The following is a 22,517-nucleotide window of genomic DNA, read 5'->3' on the forward strand; positions in this document are numbered from 1 at the left end:
CCAGCATGGGAGAACGTGTTTTGAATAACCCCGCATTGAGCAAACCCGCGATATTGGCCCTGGAAGATGGCAGTGTGTTTCATGGAACGGCCATCGGCGCGGAGGGAATCACGAGCGGTGAGGTGGTGTTCAATACAGCCATGACCGGCTATCAGGAAATTCTCACCGACCCCTCTTATACCCGCCAGATCGTCACCCTGACCTACCCGCATATCGGCAATACCGGCATCAATTCCGAAGACATCGAGTCCGCGTCCATTGCGGCGGCGGGCCTGGTGATTCGCGATCTCCCCCTGCTGGCCAGCAGCTTCCGTTCCGAACAGAGCCTTTCCGATTATCTGGTCAGCCAGAACGTGCTGGGCATTGCCGATATCGATACCCGCCGCCTGACGCGCATTCTGCGTGACAAGGGCGCCCAGAACGGGGCGATTCTGGCTGGTGCCGAGGCCGAAGGTGATGATGCCGTCGAGCGTGCGCTGGCGGCGGCGAAGGCGTTTCCGGGCCTGAAGGGCATGGACCTGGCGAAAGAAGTCTCCTGCAAGGAGGCCTATGAGTGGTCGGAAGGCGAGTGGACCCTGGGCGAAGGTTACGCGGATGCCAGCCAGGGTGAGCGTCCCTACCATGTGGTGGCCTTTGATTACGGCGTGAAATTCAACATCCTGCGCATGCTGGCGGCCCGCGGCTGTCGCTTGACGGTGGTGCCTGCGCAAACCCCTGCGGCAGACGTGCTGGCCATGAACCCGGACGGCGTCTTCCTGGCCAACGGCCCCGGCGACCCCGAGCCCTGCGATTACGCCATCAAGGCGATCCAGGAAGTGCTGGAAACCGACACCCCGGTGTTTGGTATCTGCCTGGGCCACCAGCTGCTGGCGCTGGCCTCTGGCGCGAAAACCGTCAAGATGGGCCACGGCCACCACGGCGCCAACCATCCGGTTCAAGACCTGGACACCGGCACGGTGATGATCACCAGCCAGAACCATGGCTTTGCCGCCGATGAAGCTTCCCTGCCCAGCAACGTGCGCGCCACGCACCGTTCGCTGTTCGACGGCACCTTACAGGGAATCGAGCGCACCGACCGCCCGGCCTTCAGCTTCCAGGGGCACCCGGAAGCCAGCCCCGGCCCGCGCGATGTAGCGCCGCTGTTCGATCGCTTCATCGCGATGATGCAGGCGCGCCGCTAAGTCAGCCGCGCTGCCGCTCATTGCCCAGTTACGTCGCCTCGATGCTCATCGTCACCACTTTTTGCGGGAACCGTTATGCCTAAGCGTACCGATATCAACAGCATTCTCATCATTGGCGCTGGTCCGATCGTCATCGGCCAGGCCTGCGAATTCGACTACTCCGGCGCCCAGGCCTGTAAAGCGCTGCGCGAGGAGGGCTACCGGGTCATTCTGGTGAACTCCAACCCGGCCACCATCATGACCGACCCGGCCATGGCCGATGCCACCTACATCGAGCCGATCACCTGGCAGGCGGTAGAGAAGATCATCGAAGCCGAGCGCCCGGATGTGATTCTGCCCACCATGGGCGGCCAGACGGCGCTGAACTGCGCGCTGGACCTCGACAAGCACGGCGTGCTGGCCAAGTACGGCGTCGAGATGATCGGTGCCAACGCCGATGCCATCAACAAGGCCGAAGACCGCGACCTGTTCGACAAGGCGATGAAGAACATCGGCCTGGAGTGCCCCAAGGCCAAAGTGGCGCACACCATGGACGAGGCCTGGGAGATTCAGGCAGAGCTGGGCTTTCCGACCATCATTCGTCCTTCCTACACCATGGGCGGCTCCGGCGGCGGCGTGGCGTACAACAAGGAAGAGTTCGAAGAGATCTGTACCCGTGGGTTCGAGCTTTCCAACAACCACGAGCTGCTCATCGACGAGTCGCTGCTGGGCTGGAAAGAGTACGAGATGGAAGTGGTGCGTGACCGCAACGACAACTGCATCATCGTCTGCGCCATCGAAAACTTCGATCCCATGGGCGTACACACCGGCGACTCGATTACCGTCGCGCCTGCCCAGACGCTGACCGATAAAGAGTATCAGATCATGCGTGACGCCTCTCTGGCCGTGCTGCGCGAGATCGGCGTGGAAACCGGGGGTTCGAACGTGCAGTTCGGTATGGACCCGAAAACCGGTCGCATGGTGGTGATCGAGATGAACCCGCGGGTCTCGCGCTCCTCGGCACTGGCGTCCAAGGCCACCGGTTTCCCGATTGCCAAGATCGCTGCCAAGCTGGCGGTGGGCTACACCCTGGACGAGCTGCAGAACGACATCACCGGCGGCCAGACCCCGGCCTCGTTCGAGCCCTCCATCGATTACGTGGTCACCAAGATTCCGCGTTTCACCTTCGAGAAGTTCCCCCAGGCCAACGACCGCCTGACCACCCAGATGAAGTCGGTGGGCGAGGTGATGGCCATTGGCCGTACCTTCCAGGAGTCGCTGCAGAAAGCGCTGCGCGGCATGGAAACCGGCAACGACGGCCTTGATCCGATCATCACCGAGTTCACCGACGAAGCCATGGCCCAGCTCAAGGGCGAGCTGCAGGCAGCGGGTGCCGAGCGCATCTTCTTCGTCGCCGACGCCATGCGTGCGGGCATGAGCGTGGATGAGATCTTTGCGCTGACCAACATCGACCGCTGGTTCCTGGTGCAAATGGAAGACCTGATTCTCACCGAAGCCGCCGTGTCCAAGCGCGCCCTGGCAGAGTTCTCGGCGCGTGAGCTGTTCCAGCTCAAGCGCAAGGGCTTCTCCGATGCGCGGCTGGCGAAGCTGCTGGGCGTCTCCGAGAAGGAGTTCCGCAAGACGCGTCAGGCAGCAGGGATTCGCCCAGTCTACAAGCGCGTCGACACCTGTGCCGCCGAGTTTGCCTCCGATACCGCCTACATGTACTCCACCTATGAAGAGGAGTGCGAGGCGGACGTGTCGGATCGCCAGAAGATCATGGTGCTGGGCGGTGGCCCGAACCGTATCGGACAGGGTATCGAGTTCGACTACTGCTGCGTGCACGCCGCCTTCGCCATGCGCGACGACGGCTATGAAACCATCATGGTCAACTGCAACCCGGAAACCGTCTCCACCGACTACGACACCTCCGACCGCCTCTACTTCGAGCCGGTGACGCTGGAAGACGTGCTGGAAATCGCCGACAAGGAGAAGCCGGTGGGCGTCATCGTCCAGTTCGGCGGCCAAACGCCGCTGAAGCTGGCCCGTGAGCTGGAAGCGGCAGGCGTGCCGATCATCGGTACCACGCCGGATGCCATCGACCGCGCCGAAGACCGCGAGCGCTTCCAGGTGATGATCGACAAGCTCGGTCTGAAGCAGCCGCCCAACGCCACGGCCCGCAGCTTCGAAGAAGCCTTCACCAAGGCCGAGAAGATCGGCTACCCGCTGGTCGTGCGTCCCAGCTATGTACTGGGTGGCCGTGCCATGGAGATCGTCTACGACGCCTCCGAGCTCGAAAACTACATGACCAACGCGGTCAAGGTCTCCAACGACTCGCCGGTACTGCTGGATCACTTCCTCAGCGCGGCAGTGGAAGTGGACATCGACGCGGTCTCCGATGGTCAGCAGGTGGTCATCGGCGGCATCATGCAGCACGTCGAGCAGGCAGGCGTTCACTCTGGCGACTCTGCCTGTGCGCTGCCACCCTACTCGCTGCCCGCCGACGTGCAGGACGAGATGCGCGCACAGGTCAAGAAAATGGCCGTGGAGCTGGGCGTGAAAGGCCTGATGAACGTGCAGCTGGCCTGGCAGGATGGCGAGATCTACGTGATCGAGGTCAACCCGCGTGCCTCGCGTACCGTGCCTTTCGTTTCCAAGTGCATCGGCACCTCGCTGGCGCAGGTTGCGGCTCGCTGCATGGCCGGCAAGACCCTGGCGGAGCAGGGCTTCGAGCGTGAGATCGTGCCGCACTTCTATAGCGTCAAGGAAGCCGTTTTCCCGTTCAACAAGTTCCAGGGCGTGGACCCGATCCTCTCGCCGGAAATGAAGTCCACCGGTGAAGTCATGGGCTCGGGCGATACCTTCGCCGAAGCCTTCTTCAAGGCGCAGCTGGGCGCGGGTGAGGCGATTCCGGCGCTGGAAGGCGACCGCAAGGCGTTCCTGTCGGTACGCGAGCCGGACAAGCAGGGGATTATCGAAGTGGCTCGTTCTCTGCTAACATTGGGCTTCACGCTATGTGCAACACGCGGTACCGCTGCGGCCCTCGAAGCCGCCGGGCTGCCCGTGAAGCACGTCAATAAAGTCAATGAAGGCCGTCCCCATATCGTCGATCTGCTGAAGAACGACGAAATCGCCTACATCGTGAATACCACCGAAGGTCGTCAGGCAATCAACGACTCTTCGATCATTCGCCGTACTGCTCTCGCGCGCAAGGTGCCCTATGCGACTACCTTGGCGGGCGCTAATGCTGTTTGCATGGCGCTGGAGTACGGTAGGGAGATTACGGTGCGGCGCCTTCAGGATCTGCACGCAGGAGCAACGCAATGAACAAGGTCCCGATGACGGTTGCGGGAGAGAAGAGCCTTCGCGATGAGCTCAACCATCTGAAGAGCGAAGCTCGCCCTCAGGTGATTGCCGCCATCGCCGAAGCGCGTGAGCACGGCGATCTCAAGGAGAACGCCGAGTACCACGCTGCGCGCGAACAGCAAGGCTTCATCGAAGGCCGTATTCAGGAAATCGAGAGCAAACTCTCCGGTGCCCAGGTGATCGACGTCACCAGGCTGCCGAAAACCGGCAAGGTGATCTTTGGCGTCACCGTGTCACTGCTGAACCTGGACAGCGACGCCAGCGTGACGTACCGCATCGTGGGTGAAGACGAGGCGGACATCAAGGCCGGGCGCATTTCCGTGACATCGCCCATTGCCCGCGCGCTGATCGGCAAGGAAGAGGGCGACGTGGTGGTGGTGAAAACCCCCGGTGGCGACGTGGAGTACGAAATCGAGAGTGTCGAGCACCTCTGATCACGTTCCGCTAGCGCCATGAAAAAGGCCCGGTGCAGTTTCCTGCACCGGGCCTTTTCGTCTGGCGCTGTTTGATGATGGGCGCCAGATACGCTCAGCCAAACGGTCCTGCGTCAGTGCCGCCCGTGGTGGTTCTCGAAGCGGGTCACGTTGGATAGCTTGGGGTTGGCCTTGGGGTTGCGACGGTACAGCAGCGCCATCTTGCCGATGGTTTGCACCAGCTCGGCCTTGCTGTCAGCCAGCAGCTCGTTGATCATCGCGGCGCGATCATCCCGCTCGGGCAGGGCGAGCTTCACTTTGATCAGCTCGTGGTCGTTGAGCGCGCGGCTGAGTTCTGCGAGCAGGTTTTCGGAGACGCCGTTCTCAGAAACGGTGACCACGGGGTTCAAATGGTGGCCAATGCTACGAAATGCTTTCTTTTGTGCCTGTGACAAGCTCATGGTATCTTGCGGTATCCCGGTTAGCGCTTAACGTTCCATCTTACGGTGAAATGCCGTCAAGTGAAAGCAATCCCGTCAATGCGCCCATCTCTTATTCCAGCGTCAGATGCCCCTATGCAGCAAAAGCCTCCAAGCCGTAAACATTCAGTGAGCAAAACCAGCAACAATTGGAAGAAAGAACATTTCGACGACCAGTACGTGAAACAGAGCTGGCAGGATGGCTATCGTTCCCGGGCAAGCTACAAGCTGCTGGAGCTGGATGAGAAAGACAAGCTGTTTCGCAATGGCATGACGGTGATCGACCTGGGCGCAGCGCCTGGCGGGTGGAGTCAGATCGCCGCCGAAAAAGTCGGCCCGGAAGGTGTCGTGATCGCCTCCGACATTCTGGAGATGGACGCCCTGGCAGGGGTCGACTTCATTCAGGGCGACTTCACCGAAGAACGTGTACTCAATGCGATTCTCGAGCGGTTGGGAAATCGGCCGGTAGACCTTGTTATGTCCGACATGGCCCCCAATATGAGTGGTATGGCCGCTATCGACCAGCCACAGGCCATGTACCTTGTCGAGCTTGCTCTGGAGCTGGCGCGTGAAACGCTCTCGCCCAAGGGGCGTTTTCTGGTCAAAGTGTTTCAGGGGGAGGGCTTCGACACCTATTTGAAGGAGCTGCGCGGCAGCTTTCAGCGCGTCGTGACCCGCAAGCCGGATGCTTCGCGGGCCCGTTCACGAGAAGTCTATTTTCTGGCCGAAGGCTTTCGCGGTTAGCAAGTGACCGCGTGCATGGCCACGATAGCGACGATTTATCACCACGATTGCCAGACAGGCAGGCGTAAGGTGTGTCACATTATGCACATTGGACGAGCGTGACACAGATGGCCCAGGGCGTTATGCGCTTTGGCAATGGTTGAACGTTAAACTCTAGTGTAAGGTCTGAGTACTAACGGTTAACTGACGGATTCTTGTAATGAGGGTAGCCCCTTGAACGATATGGCGAAGAACCTGATTCTGTGGTTGGTCATCGCGGCCGTTCTGCTGACAGTGTTCAACAATTTCAGTACGGAAAGCGCGCCGCAAAGCACCAACTACTCCCAGTTTGTGCAGCAGGTGCAAAATCAGCAGATCCGCAGCGTCACCATCGATGGCTATACCATCACTGGTGAGCGGACCGATGGTTCGCAGTTCCAGACCATCCGCCCTGCCGCAGAAGATCCCAAGCTGATCGACGACCTGCTGAGCAACAATGTCACGGTGGTCGGCAAGGCGCCGGAGCAGCAAAGCATCTGGACGCGGCTGCTGATTGCCAGTTTCCCGATCCTGCTGATCCTGGCGATCTTCATGTTCTTCATGCGCCAGATGCAAGGCGGTGCCGGTGGCGGCAAGGGTGGCCCGATGAGCTTCGGCAAGTCGAAGGCCAAGCTGCTCTCGCAAGACCAGATCAAGACCACCTTTGCTGACGTGGCGGGCTGTGACGAGGCCAAGGAAGAGGTGGAAGAGCTGGTCGACTTCCTGCGCGACCCCACCAAATTCCAGCGCTTGGGTGGCACCATTCCCCGTGGCGTGCTGATGGTCGGCCCTCCCGGTACCGGTAAGACGCTGCTGGCCAAGTCCATTGCCGGTGAGGCCAAGGTGCCGTTCTTCTCCATCTCGGGTTCCGACTTCGTCGAGATGTTCGTGGGCGTGGGTGCGTCCCGCGTGCGTGACATGTTCGAGCAGGCCAAGAAGCAGGCGCCCTGCATCATCTTCATCGACGAAATCGATGCCGTGGGGCGCTCGCGTGGCACCGGCATGGGCGGCGGTAACGATGAACGCGAGCAGACGCTGAACCAGCTGCTGGTCGAGATGGACGGCTTCGAGGCCAACGAAGGCATCATCGTGATTGCAGCCACCAACCGTCCGGACGTACTCGACCCCGCGCTGCTGCGCCCGGGCCGCTTCGACCGTCAGGTAACCGTGGGCTTGCCGGATATCCGTGGTCGTGAGCATATTCTGGGCGTGCACCTGCGCAAGGTGCCGCTGGCCGATGACGTGAAGCCGCAGCTGATTGCCCGTGGTACGCCTGGCTTCTCCGGTGCCGACCTGGCCAACCTGGTGAACGAGGCGGCCCTGTTTGCGGCGCGTCGTAACAAGCGCCTGGTGGGCATGGAAGAGCTTGAGCTGGCCAAGGACAAGATCATGATGGGCGCCGAGCGCAAATCCATGGTCATGACCGATAAGGAAAAGCTCAATACCGCTTACCACGAAGCAGGTCACGCGATCATTGGTCTGGTCATGCCCGAGCACGACCCGGTCTACAAGGTCACGATTATTCCCCGTGGCCGCGCCCTGGGTGTGACGATGTTCCTGCCGGAAGAGGATCGTTACAGCCTGTCGCGCCAGCAGATCATCAGCCAGCTCTGCTCACTGTTCGGTGGTCGTATTGCCGAAGAGATGACGCTGGGGCCCAACGGTGTCACCACCGGTGCCTCCAACGACATCAAGCGCGCCACGGAGCTGGCCCATAACATGGTGGCCAAGTGGGGCCTATCCGATGAAATGGGACCGCTCATGTACGACGAGGACGAGTCTCACCAGTTCCTCGGTGGCCCGGGTCAGGGGGGCGGCAAGCTGAGGTCCGGCGAAACCACCACGCGCCTCGATAAGGAAGTGCGCAAGATCATCGACGAGTGCTACGAGCAGGCGCGCCAGATTTTGCATGACAACCGCGACAAGCTGGATGCCATGGCCGAAGCGCTGATGAAGTACGAGACCATCGATGCGCATCAGCTGAAAGACATCATGGAAGGGCGTGATCCTCGCCCGCCGGAAGGCTGGGGTGACGGCGACTCGTCGGGTGGCGGCTCTCCGGTAGGTGGCGACAAGCCGGAAGCGAAACCAGAAGAGCCTGAAGCCCCCTCGGAAGGCGATAGCGAAGAAGACGATGACGAGCCGCGTCGTCGCCCTTCGGACCCGTTGGGTGGTTCGGCAGGCTCGTGAGCCTGGCCATCACGCCAACCAGCAAAGGCGCCCCAGCGGGGCGCCTTTTTGTTATCCTGTGGCCAATGACAGTGAATTTTTTTGATTTCAGGCGGCAAGATGAACCCGATCGTTGACCCTATCTCGGCTCCGCACGTCCCGGAAGATGCCTTTCACCTGCGCTGTGGGCGCCATTCGCTCGATCTCTCGTTTCCCCGGGTGATGGGCATATTGAACGTCACCCCGGACTCGTTTTCCGACGGTGGCCAGCATGTGGCCCTCGATGACGCGCTGCGCCATGCCGAGCGCATGCTGGCAGAAGGAGCGGCGATGATCGATGTAGGGGGAGAGTCGACCCGCCCGGGTGCCACGCCGGTGTCCGAGCAGCAGGAGCTGGATCGGGTGGCCCCGGTGGTGGAGGCGCTGGTGCGTGAGCTGGATGCGCTGGTGTCGGTGGACACCAGCAGCGCTCTGGTCATGCGTGAGGTGAGCGCGCTGGGAGCGGGCATGATCAACGATGTGCGCGCTCTGGAGCGTGATGGCGCGCTGGCTGCGGCAGCCAGCAGTGGCCTACCGGTATGCCTGATGCATCGTCAGGGTGAGCCACGGGATATGCAGCACTCGCCTGGCTACGATGTGCCGGTGGAGCAGGCCGTGGCGGCCTATCTGGCGGAGCGGATCGCTGCCTGCGAAGCAGTGGGGCTGCGTCGTCATCGGCTGCTGCTGGACCCCGGTTTTGGCTTTGGCAAAACCGTCGAGCATAACCTGCAGCTGCTGAAGCACATGGCCTCGCTGAACGAGTTGGGCCTGCCGCTGCTGGTGGGTATGTCGCGCAAGAGTATGATCGGTAAGGTGCTGGGCCGCCCTGTGGAAGAGCGCCTGGCAGGAGGGCTGGCGCTAGCCGCCATGGCGGTGGAGCGCGGAGCCAAGGTGATTCGGGTGCATGACGTTGGGCCCACGGTGGATGCCGTGAATATGGCCTGGGCCGTACTGCAAGAAGGCTGTGAGCCGCTCGTGAAGAAGGAGCTGTAACATGACGCGTCGTTATTTTGGCACCGACGGAATTCGTGGCACGGTAGGGCAAGCGCCCATTACGGCCGATTTCATGCTCAAGCTGGGCTGGGCCGCCGGGCAGGTGTTGCGTCGCGAAAAAGGCCGCACCCGGGTGTTGATCGGTAAGGATACGCGTATTTCCGGCTATATGTTCGAGTCGGCGCTGGAGGCGGGGCTGTCTGCTGCTGGGGTGGACGTGGCGCTGTTGGGGCCGATGCCCACGCCGGGTATTGCCTACCTGACGCGGACCTTTCGCGCGGATGCCGGGATCGTCATTTCGGCCTCGCATAATCCCTTCGATGACAACGGCATCAAGTTTTTCTCTGCCGAAGGCAAGAAGTTGCCCGATGAGATCGAAGACCGTATCGAAGCCATGCTGGAAGCGCCGCTGACCACGGCCGAGGCCGCGCAGCTGGGCAAGGCGACGCGTATCGACGATGCGGCGGGCCGCTATATCGAGTTCTGTAAATCCACGCTGCCGGACAGGCTGAGCCTGCATGGCCTGAAAGTGGTGCTGGATTGCGCTCATGGGGCCACTTACCATATCGCCCCCAGCGTATTCCGCGAGCTGGGGGCCGATGTCAGCGTGATTGGGGCGTCTCCCGACGGATTGAATATCAACCAACAGGTGGGGTCCACCCATCCCGCTGCGCTACGTGCCGCGGTCATTCAGCAAGGGGCCGATCTGGGCGTCGCCTTCGATGGCGACGGCGACCGTGTGCTGCTGGTGGATGCCGATGGCCGAGAAGTGGATGGCGATGACATTCTCTATCTGATCGCCCGTGACCGTTTCGAGCGTGGCCTGCTGGACGGTGGTGTGGTGGGCACCCTGATGAGCAATTTTGGGCTGGCCATGGCGCTGGAGCGGCTGGGTATTCCTTTCCAGCGTGCCAAGGTGGGCGACCGCTTCGTCATGGAGATGATGGCTGCCAACGGCTGGGAGCTGGGGGGCGAGGCTTCGGGGCATATCGTGTGTGGCCATGTGCAGAGCACCGGCGACGGCATCGTGTCCGCGCTGCAGGTGCTGGCCTTGATGGTTCGCGAGCAGAAACCGCTTCCAACCCTGCTCAAGGGGCTCGAAAAAGTCCCCCAGTCGCTGGTCAACGTGCGGCTACCGGCCGGCTCCGATGCTCGCCAGGTGATGGCAGCTCCACCCTTGCAGGAAGCCGTGGCGGCGCTGGAAACCGAGTTGGGCGACCAGGGGCGCGTGCTGCTGCGCGCCTCGGGGACGGAGCCACTGATTCGGGTCATGGTAGAAGGCCGTGCCCATCTGGATGTCGACCGCTTGGCCAATCGGCTGGCTCAGGAGGTCCAGGCGCTGCTCGGTGACGACGCCAGCAAATAACGCAGGACGCGTCACAGCGGTTGTCTTGACAAGGCGGCTCCTATACCATTTCGCTCCACCTGGATTGAGGATTACCCATGCGCACGCCCTTGATTGCCGGTAACTGGAAAATGAACGGTTCGGCGGCATTGATCGAGTCGTTTGGTAAAACGTTTGCTTCCGCCACGCTACCGGAAGGTGTCGAGGTGGTGATTATTCCGCCCTTTCCTTACCTGGACATGGCGCGTCAGGCCTTTGGTGATACGCCGCTGAAGCTGGGGGCGCAAACGCTCAATCCTCAGCACGCCGGGGCGCATACCGGTGAAGTCAGTGGCCGCATGCTCAAGGAGTTTGGCGTTGGCTACGTGCTGGTGGGCCACTCCGAGCGCCGTCAGCTCTACCGTGAAAGCGACGAGCAGGTATTCAATCGCCTGGTGGCCGCTCTGGATGTCGGCTTGACGCCGATTCTATGTGTTGGTGAATCCCTTGAAGAGCGCGACGCTGGTCAGACCATGGATGTCGTGCTGCGCCAGGTGGGCTATGCCATGGCGCGACTGGAACCAGAGCAGCGTCGTCAGGTGGTGATTGCCTACGAGCCTGTTTGGGCTATTGGCACCGGGCGCACGGCCTCGCCGGAGCAGGCTCAGGAAGTCATGGCAGGTATTCGTGCCTACCAGGCAGGATTCGATGCGTCGCTGGCGGAGCAGTTGAAACTGCTTTACGGCGGCAGCATGAATGCAAGTAATGCGGCAGAGCTGCTTGCTCAGCCGGATATCGACGGCGGTTTGGTGGGCGGTGCCTCGCTTAAAACCGACGATTTCTACGCCATTTGTCAGTCAGCAGGATAACGCCATGCAAGTTGCAATTCTTATGGTTCATGTGGTGATTGCGGTCGCCCTGGTAGTACTCATCCTGCTTCAGCAGGGTAAAGGCGCTGAAGCGGGGGCTGCCTTCGGTGGTGGCGCATCGCAAACGGTGTTTGGCTCACGGGGTAGCGGTAACTTCCTTTCTCGCACCACGGGTGTGCTGGCAGCCGGTTTCTTCGTCACCTCCATGGCGCTGGCGTACTTTGCCACCCAGGCGGGCCAGGCACCGGAAGCGGGCATTCCCGACGCACGCCTGATCGAGCAGCAGCGTAGCATCCCTACGCTTGACGACAGCCCTGCAAGTATGGATAATACCGCGCCAGTGCTCGAGGAAAGCGGAGAGTAATCAGCCGCCTTTTCTTTAGCCTCCCCTGATGCCGAAGTGGTGGAATTGGTAGACACGCTATCTTGAGGGGGTAGTGACCGTATGGTCGTGCGGGTTCAAGTCCCGCCTTCGGCACCATCTGATTCGCTGGCTTGCCAGCTTCCCAGAATATCAGGATTGGCACCTGAGACGAAAACAGCACTTGACGTCAGTAGTTTAAGTGTCTATTATCGTCGACCTAGATTGATGCGGGGTGGAGCAGTCTGGTAGCTCGTCGGGCTCATAACCCGAAGGTCATCGGTTCAAATCCGGTCCCCGCTACCATTTATTTAGCAGCTTGTAGTGCCGTGAAGCAGTTCGCAATGTGCTTCGAGGCAGCGGAAAAATCGCAGCATGTTGCTAAAATGGTATTACAGGTTTCTTTCGAAAAGCCCCTTCCTGTGAAGGGGCTTTTTGTTAGTAGCTTTTTTGCGAGCCAAGAGTGTCTCACGCGCGGACGTTGTTCAGTAGCCAGAGACACATTCCCAGGTAATGCCAATCAGCCTCCTGGCTTTTATCAAGACTCCTGGCCAGGTGCCTGATGCAACGGCTATAGGAGCTTTGTCTGTGGCCACAAAACACGCTGCGCTTCATGCGCTTATCGAACCCATCGTTGCCGCCATGGGCTTCGAGCTTTGGGGCATCGAGCATGTTTCCCAGGGCAAGCATTCGCGGCTGGTCATTTATATCGAGCGCGAGAGCGGTGTCAGCGTGGAAGATTGCGCCGACATCAGCCGTCAAGTCAGTGCCGTGATGGATGTGGAAGATCCGATTCCCGGCGAGTACCGCCTGGAAGTCTCGTCACCCGGTATGGCACGCCCCCTTTATTCTCTGGACCATTTCATCCGTTACCAGGGCCATCAGGTGGCGCTGAAGCTACGCCTCGCTTTCGATGGTCGGCGCAAGTTCCAGGGGCTGCTGGCTGGGGTCGAAGGGGATGAAGTGCTGCTGCAAATGGAAGGTGAGGAGTACTGCTTTCCCATTGAAAGCATTGACGCTGCGCACGTTGTCCCGCAGTTCGAAGAATAACGGGTGGCGGCTTCCGGTAGATGCCGGGTCGGCGCACAAAAGGACAGGTTTTCTGGCGAGGCATACGCATGAGTAAAGAAATCTTAATGGTCGTGGACGCGATCTCCAACGAAAAAGGCGTCCCCCGTGATGTAATTTTCGAAGCGGTAGAAGCCGCGCTGGCCAGCGCGTCGCGCAAGCGTTTCGAGCAGGAAGAAGCCAATGTGCGGGTGCGTATCGACCGTAAAACCGGCGACTACGACACCTTCCGCTACTGGACCGTCGTGGAAGACGATGAGTTCGAGACGCCCGACTACGAAATCAAGCAGAGCATCGCCGAGCAGCGGGATCCGCCGCTGGCGTTGGGCGATGTGGTCGAGCAGAAGATCGAAAACGCCATGTTTGGCCGCATTGCGGCACAAACTGCCAAGCAGGTCATCGTCCAAAAGGTGCGCGAAGCCGAGCGTGCCGAGGTCGTGCGTCAATACGCAGACCGTGAAGGCGAGCTGGTGGCCGGTATCGTCAAGAAAACCACCCGTGATGGCCTGATCATCGACCTGGGCGAGAACGCCGAAGCGTTCCTGCCGCGCAACGAGATGATTCACGGCGAGCGCTACCGCATGAACGAGCGAGTGCGTGCGCTGCTGGTCAAGGTGGACCCGGATGCCCGTGGTGCCCAGCTGCAGCTGTCGCGTACCTGCCCGGAGTTCATCATCGAGCTGTTCAAGATCGAGGTGCCGGAAATCGCCGAGCAGCTGATCGAAATCAAAGGGGCGGCTCGCGACCCCGGCTCTCGGGCCAAGATCGCGGTAAAAACCAACGACCGCCGTATCGACCCGGTGGGCGCTTGTGTGGGTATGCGTGGTTCGCGGGTGCAGGCGGTCTCTTCCGAACTGCAGAACGAGCGCGTCGATATCGTGCTGTGGGATGACAACCCGGCGCAACTGGTCATCAATGCCATGGCGCCTGCCGATGTGGCGTCTATTCTGGTGGACGAAGACGCCCATGCGATGGACGTGGCGGTCGCCCAGGACAACCTGGCCCAGGCCATTGGTCGCAGCGGCCAGAACGTGCGCCTGGCGTCCGAGTTGACCGGCTGGCGTATCAACGTCATGACCGAAGACGAGGCGGAATCCAAGCGCGAGCAGGAGATCGATAGCCTGGTGGACACGTTCGTTCAGCACCTGGAAGTGGACGAAGACGTTGCCCGCCTGCTGGTTGAAGAAGGGTTCACCACCCTGGAAGAAGTTGCCTACGTGCCGCTGGAAGAGATGCTCGAAATCGAAGAGTTCGATGAAGAGCTGGTGGAAGAGCTGCGTGCACGCGCAAAAGACGAGCTGCTGACGATGGCGATTGCCTCGGAAGAAGCGCTGGACGGTGCCCAACCAGCGGATGACCTGCTGGAAATGGACGGTATGGAGCGCCACCTGGCCTTCATTCTCGCCAGCCGCGGCATTGTCACAATGGAAGATCTCGCCGAGCAGTCTGTCGACGATCTGGTCGATATCGAGGAGTTGGACGAAGCGCGCGCAGCGGCACTGATCATGACTGCCCGTGCGCCCTGGTTCGAAACCGACGACACATCGGATTCGAACACACAGTAAACAGGTCACGGGCTGAGGAGGGTCACTATGTCGGATATGACAGTTAAAGATTTTGCAGTGAAGGTGGGCCGCGATGTGCCCCGCCTATTGGAACAGATGAAAGAAGCCGGTTTGCAGCACGCCTCGGAAAGCGACGCCGTGTCTGAAGAAGACAAGCAGACGCTGCTGAGCTTTCTGAAGAAGAGCCACGGCGGCAGCGACAACGAGCCGAGCAAGAACCGCATCACCCTGACGCGTAAAACCCGTAGCCGCATCAAGACCGGCGAGCGCGGTAAAACCATCGAAGTTCAGGTGCGCAAGAAGAAGACCTACGTCAAGCGTGAAGAAGAGAAGCCCAAGGCTGCCGAGCCCCAGCACTCTGGCCCGCGCCAGCTGGTAGGCGACATGGCCGAAGCGGAAGCCGAGCGCAAAGCGCAGGAAGCCCAAGCGGCGGAAGAGAAAGCCGTTGCCGCAAAAGCCAAGGCGGCTGAAGACGCTGCACGCAAAGCAGCGGAAGAGCAAGCCAAGGCCAAGGCGGCAGAAGTGCCGGACATCGCCGTGCCTGACCTGGAAATCGACGATGCACCGACGGGTGAAGACCTGCCGCCTGCACCGCCGAAGGAAGGTCGTACCGACCGTCGCACGGCACCGCCCAAGAAAACCGCTGCCAAGAAAAAAGGCCGCGACGATGACGACGATCGCGGTGATCGCGAAGAGCGCAAGCGTGGCGGTGGCGGCAAGAAGGTCAAGCGTGCCGAGCGCCGTGGTGGTCGTCGTGGCGGCGCCAGCCAGAGCGGCAACGGCAAGCACGGCTTCCAGAAGCCGACTCAGCCGATCGTGCGTGAAGTCTCGATCCCTGAATCGATCAGCGTTGCCGAGCTGGCCGACAAGATGTCGATCAAGGCCAACGAAGTCATCAAGGCCATGTTCACCATGGGCGCGGCGGTGACCATCAACCAGACCATCGACCAGGATACTGCGGCGATCGTCGTGGAAGAGATGGGTCACAAGGTCAAGCTGGTGAAGGATGACGCGCTGGAAACGGAAATGCTGGAAGGCATCTCCTACGAAGGTGAAGAGATCACCCGCTCACCCGTGGTGACCGTCATGGGTCACGTTGACCACGGTAAGACCTCGCTGCTGGACTACATTCGTCGTGCCAAGGTCGCCACCGGCGAAGCGGGCGGTATTACCCAGCACATCGGTGCTTACCACGTGGAAGACAACCACGGCGGTGTCACCTTCCTGGATACCCCCGGTCACGCGGCGTTTACCGCCATGCGTGCTCGTGGTGCCAAAGCCACCGACGTGGTCATCCTGGTCGTGGCTGCCGACGATGGCGTGATGCCGCAAACTGTTGAAGCGATCGAGCACTCCAAAGCGGCTGAAGTGCCCATGGTCGTGGCGGTGAACAAGATCGATAAAACGGGCGCGGACTTCGACCGCATTCGTAACGAGCTGTCACAGCACGGCGTGATCTCCGAAGAGTGGGGCGGTGACACGCAGTTTGTTCACGTGTCCGCCAAAACCGGCGAAGGCATGGAAGACCTGCTGGAAGCGATCCAGCTGGCCTCCGAAGTGCTTGAGCTGACAGCCGTTCCGTCGGCGCCTGGCAAAGGTGTCGTTGTCGAGTCTCGCCTGGACAAAGGCCGTGGCCCGGTGGCTACCGTGCTGGTTCAGAACGGTACGCTGAAGAAGGGTGATATCGTGCTGGCAGGCCTGCACTACGGTCGCGTTCGTGCGCTGACCAATGAGCTGGGTCAACAGGTCGATACCGCTGGCCCCGCCATGCCGGTCGAGATCCAGGGTCTCGACGGCACGCCGGATGCCGGTGACGACTTCATGGTCGTGGCCGACGAGAAGAAAGCCCGTGAAGTGGCCAACTTCCGTCAAGGCAAATACCGCGAAGTGCGCCTGGCGCGTCAGCAGAAAGCCAAGCTGGAGAACATGTTCAGCCAGATGGGCCAGGACGAAGTGGCCAAGGTCAACATCGTCCTCAAAGCCGACGTTCAGGGGTCACTGGAAGCCATCAAGGGCGCTCTGGAAGAGCTCTCCACCGACGAAGTGCAAGTGGCGGTGGTCTCCTCCGGCGTGGGTGGTATCACCGGAACCGACGCCAACCTGGCGCTGGCGTCGGAAGCCATCGTGGTCGGCTTCAACGTACGTGCCGATGCCGCAGCCCGTGAGATCATCGAGCGTGAAGGTCTGGATCTGCGCTACTACAGCGTCATCTATCAGCTGATCGACGAGGTCAAGCAGGCGATGAGCGGTATGCTTGCTCCCGAGTGGAAAGAAGAGATCGTGGGCGTGGCCGAAGTACGCGACGTCTTCCGCGCGCCGAAGATCGGTGCGGTGGCCGGCTGTATGGTCGTCGAAGGCACGGTTTCCCGCAGCAAGCGTATCCGCGTTCTGCGTGACAACGTGGTCATCTACGAAGGCGAACTCGAATCGCTGCGCCGCTTCAAGGACGACGTACAGGAAGTGCGTAACGGCATGGAGTGTGGCATCGGCGTGAAGAACTACAACGATGTTCAGGTCGGCGACAAGATCGAAGTCTTTGACCAAGTGAAGGTCGAGCGCAGCCTGTAAGGCAGCGAGGAGTCAACATGCGCGAATTCAAGCGTACCGACCGGGTAGCCGACCAGCTCCAGAAGGAGCTGGCGGTACTGATCCAGCGGGAAGTAAAAGACCCGCGTCTTGGCATGATCACGGTGAGCGGCGCTGCCGTCAGCCGTGACCTGGGCTACGCCGATATCTATGTCACCCTGCTGGGTGAACAGGAGCCCGAGCGTATCAAGGAAAACCTGCAGGTGCTCAAGCGCGCCTCGGGGTTTCTGAGAAGCCAGATTGCCAAGCGCATCAAGCTGCGCCACGTGCCCGAGCTGCGTTTTCATTACGATGAAAGCGTGGTGCGTGGCCAGCACCTCTCATCGCTGATCGACGAGGCGGTCTCTACCGACCGTGCCCGCCAATCAGATGACGAGGACGACACCGACGCCCAGGATGAGGAGACGCGCTAATGGCTCGTCGCCGTCGCGGATTACCGGTGAATGGCGTGGTGCTGCTGGACAAGCCCAAGGGCATTTCCAGCAACCATGCACTCCAGCGTGTGCGCCGTCTGTTCGAGGCGCAGAAAGCCGGGCATACCGGCACGCTGGACCCCATGGCAACGGGCTTGCTGCCCATTTGCCTGGGGGAAGCCACCAAGTTTTCCGCACACCTGCTGGAAGCCGACAAGATGTATCGCACCCGGGTCGAACTGGGCGTGATCACCGACACCGGCGATGCCGAGGGTAACGTCATCGAGCGGCGTGAGGTGCCAAGCCTCACAGCCGAGGATGTGGAGGCCGTGCTGGTCCGCTTTCGTGGCGAGATCGACCAGGTGCCGCCCATGTATTCGGCGTTGAAGCACCAGGGCAAGAAGCTCTACGAGCTGGCGCGCGAGGGCAAGCAGGTTGAACGTGCAGCACGGCGGGTTAGCGTGTATGATGCGCGCCTGCTGGCGTTCGAGGGTCATGCCTTCGAGCTGGAAGTCAGTTGCAGCAAGGGAACTTACATCCGGACCCTGGCCGAAGACATTGGCCTAGCGCTGGGGTGTGGTGCCCACATCAGTCAACTGCGCAGGCTCAAGACCGGCCCCTTCGGTGGCGACGCCATGTGGACCCTGGAGGCGCTGGAAGCGCTGGCAAGCCAGGCTCATCGCGAGGCGGAACTGATGCCCGTCGATGTGCTGGTGGATCATCTGCCATCGCTCAGCGTGGACGATGCTGCCTATGACAGGCTGGCCCACGGGCAGTCGGTGCAGCTGGCCAGTGGCGAGTTGGCAGCAGATGCGTTGGCACGACTTTATCACGCCGAGACCTTTATCGGCCTTGGCGTTGTAAGAGGGCCGCAGGAAGTGGCTCCCAAGCGACTGTTGAGTACGGTCGCTCGTTCGTAATTTCGCCGTGAAAACGTTGCAAGGATGCGGCGATTTGCGCGAAAATAGCAGCTTGAGACTGCAAATATGCGTGGTCTCACCCATTCATTTTTAGGCATATTGCTTACTGGAGAGACAGATGGCATTAACCGCTGAGAAAAAGGCCGAAATCGTCAACGAATACGGCCGCGGCGACAACGACACCGGTTCCCCTGAAGTGCAGGTTGCACTGCTGAGCGCCAACATCAATGGCCTGCAGGACCACTTCAAGACCAACAAGCAGGATCACCACTCTCGTCGTGGTCTGATCCGCATGGTAAACCAGCGTCGTAAGCTGCTGGACTACCTGAAGCGTAAGGATTTCGAGCGTTATCAGTCTCTGATCCAGAAACTGGGTCTGCGTCGCTAAGCAGTCACGGCAACGATTCAAAACGGGCAGCTCCTTGCGAGCTGCCCGTTTTTTTGTTTGAGGTAGCCGTCAGCCGCGTCAACGCCTAGAATGGTGGCGAGTCAAAACGACCCAAGCGAAAAGACAAGTAGCTATTAATGTTAAAGGAAGTCGCCGTGAATCCGGTCAAGAAAACGTTCCAATACGGTCGTAGCACCGTCACCCTCGAAACTGGGCGTATCGCTCGCCAGGCCACTGGTGCCGTCATGGTCACCATGGACGAGACCGTCGTACTGTGTACGGTGGTGGCGAAGAAAGACGTCAATCCCGCCCAATCCTTCTTCCCGCTCTCGGTGCACTACCAGGAAAAGACCTACGCGGTCGGCAAGATTCCTGGCGGCTTCTTCAAGCGTGAAGGTCGCCCCACCGAGAAAGAGACCCTCACGTCACGGCTGATCGACCGCCCCATTCGCCCGCTGTTCCCCAAGGGCTTCATGAACGAAGTGCAGGTGATCTGTACCGTTCTGTCGACTGACCGCAACCATGATCCGGATATTGCGGCCATGCTGGGCACCTCGGCAGCGCTGAGCATCTCAGGCGTTCCGTTCAATGGCCCGATTGGCGCTGCGCGCGTGGGCTTCAACGAAGAGCAGGGCTACTTCCTGAACCCCACCGTCGAAGAGCTGACCACCTCCGAGCTGGACATGGTGGTGGCCGGTACCGAAAACGCCGTGCTGATGGTGGAGTCGGAAGCTCAGGAACTGCTGGAAGACGAAATGCTGGGGGCCGTACTGTTCGGCCACCAGGAGATGCAGGTGGCGGTCAACGCCATCAAGGAACTGGCCGCTGAAGCAGGCAAGCCGCGCTGGGACTGGCAGCCGCCCGCCGAAAACGTGGCGCTGAAAACCGCCATGGCCGACGCGTTCGAAGCTAAAGTGGGCGATGCGTACCGCATTACCGACAAGATGGCGCGTCAGGATGCGCTGGCCGAGCTGAAAGAGGCTGCTTTGGCCCAGCTGGTGGCTGAAGAAGGTGACTCCTCGGAAGGCAAGTTCAGTGCCGATGACGTCAAGGGGGCCTTTGCGGCGCTGGAGAAGCGCGTGGTGCGCTCTCGCGTCGTCAAGGGCGAGCCGCGCATCGACGGCCGCGACAACGTCACCGTGCGCCCGCTGGCCATCGAAGTCGGTGTGCTGCCCAAGACTCACGGCTCGGCCATCTTCACCCGTGGCGAAACCCAGGCCATCGCCGTGGCGACACTGGGTACGCTGCGCGACTCGCAGCTGATCGAGTCGCTGGAAGGCGAGCGTAAAGACCGCTTCATGCTGCACTACAACTTCCCTCCCTACTCGGTGGGTGAAGCAGGCTTCATGGGTGGCCCGAAGCGTCGTGAAATCGGTCACGGCCGTTTGGCTCGTCGTGGCGTCCAGGCCATGCTGCCCTCCGAAGAAGATTTCCCCTACACCATTCGCGTGGTGTCGGAAATCACCGAATCCAATGGTTCCAGCTCCATGGCCTCGGTCTGTGGCTCCTCGCTGGCGCTGATGGACGCAGGCGTTCCGCTGAAAGCCCCGGTGGCGGGTATTGCCATGGGTCTCGTCAAGGACGAAGACGGCTACGCGGTGCTGACCGACATCCTGGGTGACGAAGACCACTTGGGCGACATGGACTTCAAGGTAGCGGGTTCTGAAGAGGGTGTTACGGCCCTGCAGATGGACATCAAGATCGAAGGCATCAACGAAGAGATCATGGAAACCGCGCTGCAGCAGGCTCACGATGCGCGTATCGGTATCCTGGCGCAGATGAACGCCGTGATCAGCCAAAGCCGTACCGACGTCTCCGAGAATGCGCCTTCCATGGCCACCATCAAGATCGATCCGGACAAGATCCGTGACGTCATCGGCAAGGGCGGTGCTACCATCCGCAAGATTTGCGAAGACACCGGCGCGTCCATCGACCTCGATGACGACGGCACCGTGCGCATCTATGCCGAAGACAAGGCGGCGGCCAAGAAGGCCATCGATACCGTACTGGCCATCACGGCAGAAGCGGAAATCGGCAAGCTCTACCAGGGCAAGGTCGTGCGCATCGCCGACTTCGGTGCTTTCGTGAACATCATGCCGGGTACCGATGGCCTGGTGCATATCTCGCAAATCGTCGCCGAGCGCGTCAACAACGTGCGCGATTTCCTCAACGAAGGTGACGACGTCGTCGTGAAGGTGCTGGATATCGACAACCGCAACCGCGTGAAGCTCTCGATCAAAGAGATCACCGAGGAAGAGAAGGCCGCGTTTGCCGCTGCCGAGGCGGATATCGCAGGCTAATCGGCCACCCGCGTATGACCACCGCCCCTGCAGCCCCTGGCTGTGGGGGCGGTGTCGTTTGGTAGCCCCGCATATTTGAAGCCCCACGTATTTTGATAGACCCATACAGAGGAAGCAGCATGGAGCAGCAGGAGTCACCGCGCTGGTGGGCGGTGGTCGCCGTGATGATCGGCATCTTTTTACTGGTAACCGCCGAGCAGCTGCCCATTGGGCTGCTCTCGCAGGTTGCCGCAGACATGGGCGTGACCCCCGGCATGGCCGGATTGATGGTTACCGTGCCGGGAGTAGTGGCGGCGTTTTCCGCCCCCTTGCTGCCGGTGGCCGTCGGCCGTCTGGACCGCCGCATCATGCTGACGCTGATGATGGTGGTGATGGTCATTGGCAGCCTGCTGTCGGCCCTGGCCACGACCTTTATCTTTCTCCTGGCCGCCAGGGTGCTGGTGGGGATGAGTATTGGCGGTTTCTGGGCCATTGCTGGCAGCATTGCGCCGCGCCTGGTGCCGGCGCATCAGGTGGCCCGTGCCATGACCATCATCTTCGGAGGCGTGGCGGCAGCCTCGGTGCTGGGCGTGCCTTTGGGGACACTGCTGGGGGATGCCAGCCACTGGCGGGTGGCCTTCGGCGCCCTTGGCGGCTTGAGCCTGCTCACCGCCGTGGCGCTATGGGTGTGGTTGCCGCCGCTTCCACCCCGGGAGCCGGTGCGCTTGCGCATGCTGGCGCAGCAGCTGCAAAACCGAGGCGTTCGGGTCGCCGTGCTGACCACCGGTCTGGTGGTGGTTGGGCACTTCGTGGCGTACACCTTTATCAGCCCAATCCTGCAGGAGATCAGCGGCGTGGCCCAGCGGCATGTAGGCAGCCTGCTACTGCTCTATGGGGCGGCAGGCATTCTGGGCAATATCGCCGCTGGGGCTTTTGCCGGGCGCCATCCTTATCGGGCGGTGTTGGTCATCCCCAGCCTGCTGCTGGTGGTAGTCGGGCTGTTTCCGCTGCTGGGCGTGCAACCGACCAGCGGTGTGCTGCTGCTGATGCTGTGGGGCGCCGTGTTTGGCAGCGTCTCGGTCAGTATCCAGACCTGGATTCTGCGCACGGCCCCCAATACCGAAGCCGCCACGGCGCTGATGGCGTTTGTCTTCAATATGTCGATTGGCCTGGGCGCCATGGTGGGCGGTCAGGTGGTGGACAGCACCAGCCTGCCGGTGACCATGTGGGCATCGGCGGGGCTGTTCCTGCTGGGGATGCTGCTGGTATGGCGCACCCCCGCGCGCATCGTGGGGGAAAAGCACCGCTAGCCGTCAGGCAAAAAAATGCCCCCGCGTGTGCGGGGGCAGTCATCACAGCGCGA

The 22,517-nt window shown here is 60.9% G+C and carries 18 protein-coding genes and 2 tRNA genes; 19 read left to right on the forward strand and 1 reads right to left on the reverse strand.

The features are described 5' to 3' along the window. Nucleotides 1-35 precede the first annotated feature (35 nt). The 3 genes from carA to greA all read left to right on the forward strand — a co-directional run bounded on the left by carA (nucleotide 36) and on the right by greA (nucleotide 4,960). A complete protein-coding gene (gene carA, locus KVY02_RS01970; RefSeq protein WP_026001950.1) occupies nucleotides 36-1,181 on the forward strand; it encodes a glutamine-hydrolyzing carbamoyl-phosphate synthase small subunit in 1,146 nt (381 codons plus the stop codon). Between the two features lie 75 nt (nucleotides 1,182-1,256). Further along, complete coding sequence (gene carB / locus KVY02_RS01975) at nucleotides 1,257-4,487, forward strand: carbamoyl-phosphate synthase large subunit (RefSeq protein ID WP_218314218.1); 3,231 nt, start codon at nucleotides 1,257-1,259, stop codon at nucleotides 4,485-4,487. Beyond that, the gene (gene greA / locus KVY02_RS01980) at nucleotides 4,484-4,960 is read left to right on the forward strand and encodes a transcription elongation factor GreA (protein ID WP_016915915.1); all 477 of its coding nucleotides are present in this window, start codon (nucleotides 4,484-4,486) and stop codon (nucleotides 4,958-4,960) included. The genes carB and greA overlap by 4 nt, the downstream gene beginning before the upstream one ends. Nucleotides 4,961-5,073: 113 nt before the next feature. Here the strand turns inward: greA and yhbY are convergent, their stop codons facing one another. Beyond that, on the reverse strand, nucleotides 5,074-5,400 hold the full coding sequence (yhbY, locus tag KVY02_RS01985; protein WP_016915916.1) for a ribosome assembly RNA-binding protein YhbY: 327 nt from the start codon (nucleotides 5,398-5,400) through the stop codon (nucleotides 5,074-5,076). Nucleotides 5,401-5,514: 114 nt separating this feature from the next. Here yhbY and rlmE point away from each other — a divergent pair, with 114 nt between their 5' ends. The 16 genes from rlmE (at nucleotide 5,515) to KVY02_RS02065 (ending at nucleotide 22,464) form a co-directional block, all read left to right on the forward strand. Next, nucleotides 5,515-6,162, forward strand: a complete 648-nt coding sequence (rlmE, locus tag KVY02_RS01990; RefSeq protein WP_016915917.1) for a 23S rRNA (uridine(2552)-2'-O)-methyltransferase RlmE — start codon at nucleotides 5,515-5,517, stop codon at nucleotides 6,160-6,162. A gap of 213 nt (nucleotides 6,163-6,375) precedes the next feature. Then, nucleotides 6,376-8,370, forward strand: coding sequence for an ATP-dependent zinc metalloprotease FtsH (gene ftsH / locus KVY02_RS01995; protein ID WP_218314220.1), 1,995 nt, complete (start codon nucleotides 6,376-6,378; stop codon nucleotides 8,368-8,370). Between the two features lie 99 nt (nucleotides 8,371-8,469). Next, entirely contained in the window at nucleotides 8,470-9,381 is a 912-nt protein-coding gene (gene folP, locus KVY02_RS02000) for a dihydropteroate synthase (protein ID WP_016915919.1), read from the forward strand. A gap of 1 nt (nucleotide 9,382) precedes the next feature. Continuing rightward, nucleotides 9,383-10,747: a phosphoglucosamine mutase gene (glmM, locus tag KVY02_RS02005; RefSeq protein WP_081193552.1), complete on the forward strand. Its 1,365-nt coding sequence runs from the start codon at nucleotides 9,383-9,385 to the stop codon at nucleotides 10,745-10,747. Between the two features lie 77 nt (nucleotides 10,748-10,824). Beyond that, complete coding sequence (tpiA, locus tag KVY02_RS02010; protein ID WP_016915921.1) at nucleotides 10,825-11,574, forward strand: triose-phosphate isomerase; 750 nt, start codon at nucleotides 10,825-10,827, stop codon at nucleotides 11,572-11,574. 4 nt (nucleotides 11,575-11,578) lie between these two features. After that, nucleotides 11,579-11,938: a preprotein translocase subunit SecG gene (secG, locus tag KVY02_RS02015; protein ID WP_016915922.1), complete on the forward strand. Its 360-nt coding sequence runs from the start codon at nucleotides 11,579-11,581 to the stop codon at nucleotides 11,936-11,938. 30 nt (nucleotides 11,939-11,968) lie between these two features. Continuing rightward, a tRNA-Leu gene (locus KVY02_RS02020) sits at nucleotides 11,969-12,055 on the forward strand. A gap of 109 nt (nucleotides 12,056-12,164) precedes the next feature. After that, nucleotides 12,165-12,241 (forward strand) — tRNA-Met (locus KVY02_RS02025). 282 nt (nucleotides 12,242-12,523) lie between these two features. Continuing rightward, nucleotides 12,524-12,985, forward strand: a complete 462-nt coding sequence (gene rimP / locus KVY02_RS02030; protein ID WP_016915923.1) for a ribosome maturation factor RimP — start codon at nucleotides 12,524-12,526, stop codon at nucleotides 12,983-12,985. A gap of 68 nt (nucleotides 12,986-13,053) precedes the next feature. Next, nucleotides 13,054-14,568 carry a transcription termination factor NusA gene (nusA, locus tag KVY02_RS02035; RefSeq protein ID WP_026001951.1) on the forward strand — a complete coding sequence of 505 codons (1,515 nt, stop codon included), beginning with the start codon at nucleotides 13,054-13,056 and terminating at the stop codon, nucleotides 14,566-14,568. Nucleotides 14,569-14,595: 27 nt separating this feature from the next. Continuing rightward, complete coding sequence (gene infB / locus KVY02_RS02040; protein WP_081193554.1) at nucleotides 14,596-17,136, forward strand: translation initiation factor IF-2; 2,541 nt, start codon at nucleotides 14,596-14,598, stop codon at nucleotides 17,134-17,136. A 17-nt stretch (nucleotides 17,137-17,153) separates the two neighbouring features. After that, nucleotides 17,154-17,567, forward strand: coding sequence for a 30S ribosome-binding factor RbfA (rbfA, locus tag KVY02_RS02045; protein ID WP_218314222.1), 414 nt, complete (start codon nucleotides 17,154-17,156; stop codon nucleotides 17,565-17,567). Then, entirely contained in the window at nucleotides 17,567-18,487 is a 921-nt protein-coding gene (gene truB / locus KVY02_RS02050) for a tRNA pseudouridine(55) synthase TruB (RefSeq protein ID WP_218314224.1), read from the forward strand. The genes rbfA and truB overlap by 1 nt, the downstream gene beginning before the upstream one ends. A 118-nt stretch (nucleotides 18,488-18,605) precedes the next feature. After that, on the forward strand, nucleotides 18,606-18,875 hold the full coding sequence (gene rpsO / locus KVY02_RS02055; protein WP_016915928.1) for a 30S ribosomal protein S15: 270 nt from the start codon (nucleotides 18,606-18,608) through the stop codon (nucleotides 18,873-18,875). A gap of 137 nt (nucleotides 18,876-19,012) precedes the next feature. Beyond that, nucleotides 19,013-21,175 carry a polyribonucleotide nucleotidyltransferase gene (gene pnp, locus KVY02_RS02060; RefSeq protein ID WP_081193556.1) on the forward strand — a complete coding sequence of 721 codons (2,163 nt, stop codon included), beginning with the start codon at nucleotides 19,013-19,015 and terminating at the stop codon, nucleotides 21,173-21,175. A 119-nt stretch (nucleotides 21,176-21,294) separates the two neighbouring features. Next, nucleotides 21,295-22,464: an MFS transporter gene (locus KVY02_RS02065; protein ID WP_016915930.1), complete on the forward strand. Its 1,170-nt coding sequence runs from the start codon at nucleotides 21,295-21,297 to the stop codon at nucleotides 22,462-22,464. Nucleotides 22,465-22,517 lie beyond the last annotated feature (53 nt).

The sequence above is a fragment of the Halomonas sp. 18071143 genome, from assembly GCF_019211725.1.
Classification (GTDB): Bacteria; Pseudomonadota; Gammaproteobacteria; order Pseudomonadales; family Halomonadaceae; genus Vreelandella; species Vreelandella stevensii.